Here is a 3496-nt window from a genome sequence, read left to right as displayed (position 1 = left end):
CCGCCCTCGCCTGCCTCGACCAGGGCATCCTCACCCCCGCCACCATCCACCGCCCGGTCCGGACCGAGGGTGCTATGGCTTCAAAAATTTTGAGATGATGCGCGAAAAGCTACTAGCTTGTCTTTTTATATAAGCCTTGCTTATAACCATAAGTACAGGAGAGCCGCTTTGGATTGATTCTACTCTTTGGTAGAATCAATCCAAAAAGCATTACACTTGAACCCTGTCCCCATGAAACTCGACTTCTTCAATCTCTGCCAACAAAACAATATTACCCCAAACGGGATTATCTGGATTGGGGCTTACGATGGCAAAACCCTCAAACGCCTCAACCTCCCCAATACGGTTAAAACTTTACTCATTGATGCCAATCCTAACGCTGTTGAACGCCTACAAACTAACTTTGCCGAAAGTCCCAATATTCAAGTTGTTCAAGCTGCCATTAGCAACCACAATGATGCTGTGACTCTACATTTGACTTCTCTTGAGTCTAGCAGTTCTATCCTGCCCTGGAAACAGTACAGCGAAATTTACCCCAATATTAAAGAAATTCAACAACTCACCCTCCCCTCGCTGACCCTGGATACTCTCCTCGAACAGCTAAATTTATCCCCCACTGATTTTAATATTTTGATTCTTGATATCCAAGGGGCTGAATTTCTAGCATTAGAAGGTGCGAGTCAACTTCTGAATACTCTTGATGGGATTTATACTTCTATTTATTATCAAGAACTCTTTGAAGGATGTGCATTAGCTGAACAAGTTGATCAGTTTCTGAGTGACTATCAATTTCAGCGTGTAGCAGAGGGAAGTCCCTATCATCCTTCTTGGGGAGAAGCGTTTTATGTCCGTCAAGCTGTTACAATTGATGATAAAGTTTCTCCAATTCAATCTCTATCGGAAACAGCCCAACTACTTCAAGAAACTCAACAGGAATTAGAGACTTTGCACTCCCAGTATCAAGAAGTATTGGAAATGTTAGAAAAGTCTAAAACTGAACTAAAAAACAGTACAGAAAATTTGACTGAGTTACAATCTCAACGGGATGAAATTTTAGCCGAATTAGAACAATCTCAATCTCAACTACAGCAATTACAATCCCAACTCGAACAAACTCAAACGGAATTAGAACAATCTCAATCGCAAAAACAACAACTCCAAACTCAACTCGAACAAACTCAAACGGAATTAGAAAAATCTCAATCTCAACTACAAAACAGGACAGAAAATTTGGCTGAGTTACAATCTGAACGGGATGAAATTTTAGCCGAATTAGAACAATCTCAATCTCAACAACAGCAATTACAATCCCAACTCCAACAATCTCAAACGGAATTAGAACAATCTCAATCTCAACAACAGCAATTACAATCCCAACTTAAACAAACTCAAACGGAATTAGAACAATCTCAATCTCAAAAACAGCAATTACAATCCCAACTTGAACAATCTCAAAGCCAACTGCAAAACTCTCAAATTGAACACAAACAAACTCAAACCCAACTTGAAAAAACTCAGAAAGAATCGGATCAATCTCGTTCTGAATTACATGAAGTTCGAGAAGAATTAGAATTAACTCAATTTCAATTGGATGAAGTGCAAGTTGAGTTAGAACAATATGTGGCTCAGTTCCATCAACAGAAAGAAGAAATTACTCAACTCAAGAGCGAACTAGAAAAAGCTAAAACTCAATTAACTCAAGTTCAATACCAACCTGAAATTGTTGTGAGTAAAAAATCCAAATCTGATAATGCAGCTATTGTTAAATTGTTAGCAAGAGTTTTAGCAGAAACCCTTGAAGATTAGTAAAGATATCTGTTGCTCAATCTTCAAGGTTTGTTAATATTAGAGGGTTTTTCCAAATGTTAGGTGCAAACAGTAATATATTATTAATTAATCATTCTTTACCAATCAGAACGATTAACAGTATTTTCCTGATCCCAATCCTCTAAATAACGCTTTAAGAGAGGTTGAGGGTTGGCTTCTATTGGAAGCTCTTCCTCTTCCTCTTCTTCTGGCTGCAAATTCAGAGGTTCAATAATTTTAGTAAAGGCATCTTGAACAAATTGTTTAACAAATTCATCCCGGCGAGTTAACTGAAATTGTCGTTGTACAACTTCTGTCATTCCTCCATCTCCCCAATCTTGATCATGACGGAAATATTCAATAAAACTTTTACCTGCAATGCGCGTTAAATAGGCAGCACTAACAGCTTGAATGGCGCGTCCGACAACTAAGGTTGCTACATTGAATTGTAATGCTGTTGAGACTAATTGAATTACCCCTTTTACGACTCCTAAACTGCCTAATGTTTTAGCTAAGGAGAGTGCCAATTCTCGACCGCGATCAATGTTTAATTCGCATCCATAAATCTTGCCAATTTCTATCACCATTTGGGTATTAACTGCCGCCGTTGCAATTAAATCAATCACGGGTAATGGAGTTACCGCAATAACCCCAGCACCTATCCATTGAAACCGTTCCACAATTTTTTCGGCTTCTCGTTTTCTTTGATTATCAATTAACCGTCTTGCTTCTTCTCCTAAGCGTTGAGATTGTAATAAAATATTGTCTGCAATTAATTCTTCGCCTTCGGATCTTAAGATGGTTGCCATGCGTCGAATTAAAGGCATAATATCTGGTTCGGGATGTAATATTTCTCCGGTTTCTAATCGAATAGCTTGAGGATTTGCGGCTACAGCAAGAACATCACTGGCATCTAAAAAAGTTTTCACTCGCTCTCGAAGTTTAGCTAAAATTAGAGTTTTATCGGTTTCTGGATATAAATCAGTTTTATTTAAAAGAATTAGCGATCGCTTGCCAATTTCAACGAGAGCTTGTAAGGAATCATATTCTGATTGTCTTAAATCATTATCTACAACAAAGATTAATAAATTGGCATCAGTTGCCGCATAACGCGCTAATTTTCCCCGTTCAGACCCTCCTATTCCCGCTTCTAAAATCCCAGGGGTATCGGTAATTAAAATTTCTCGTTCAATTCCTGGTAATTGTAAATGATAGGTTTCTCCAACTTCTGTGGTTCCCATCGGTGCATTAACTTTCCCTACCATTTTCCCCATTAAAGCATTAACTAAAGAAGTTTTTCCCGCCGAACCTGTTCCAAATACAACCACTTTAATATTACCTTTTGCTAACTCTGAAGCGATATCTTGAGAACGACTGAATAATGCTTTTTTGGTCACTTCATCTTGAATTTGAGTCACCTGTTGTCTTAAAGATTTAAGAGCTTCTTCCGCCGCTTCTGTTTTATCTAACGGAATTTTTAAAGGTCGCCGTTTTTTACGAGATTGTTTTGATTTTTGGAATAATCGAGTATAATAAAAAAAGGCAAAAATCGCTAATCCTAATAATATTATAATTAATAATAGGAGCAAATTGACTAAAATCGGATTCCCTAAGCCAATGACTTGAGTATAAAGAACCGATAGGGAACTAATCAGCCAAATCATTAACCCTAAAATCAGGCAAATCCCAA

At 37.9% G+C, this 3496-nt stretch carries 2 protein-coding genes; one reads left to right on the top strand and one right to left on the bottom strand.

All coding sequences use genetic code 11. The features are described from left to right. Positions 1-186: 186 nt before the first annotated feature. Positions 187-1806, top strand: a complete 1620-nt coding sequence (locus tag ACKPEB_RS22015) for an FkbM family methyltransferase (RefSeq protein ID WP_408967158.1) — start codon at positions 187-189, stop codon at positions 1804-1806. Between the two features lie 98 nt (positions 1807-1904). On the opposite strand, the gene ACKPEB_RS22010 is transcribed toward ACKPEB_RS22015, so the two are convergent. Next, positions 1905-3496, bottom strand: a 1592-nt coding sequence (locus ACKPEB_RS22010; RefSeq protein ID WP_408967157.1) for a YcjF family protein, incomplete at its 5' end; no start/stop codon positions are given.

This window comes from Planktothrix sp., assembly GCF_046067725.1.
GTDB lineage: Bacteria > Cyanobacteriota > Cyanobacteriia > Cyanobacteriales > Microcoleaceae > Planktothrix.
This window is presented reverse-complemented; position numbering and strand designations above follow the sequence as displayed.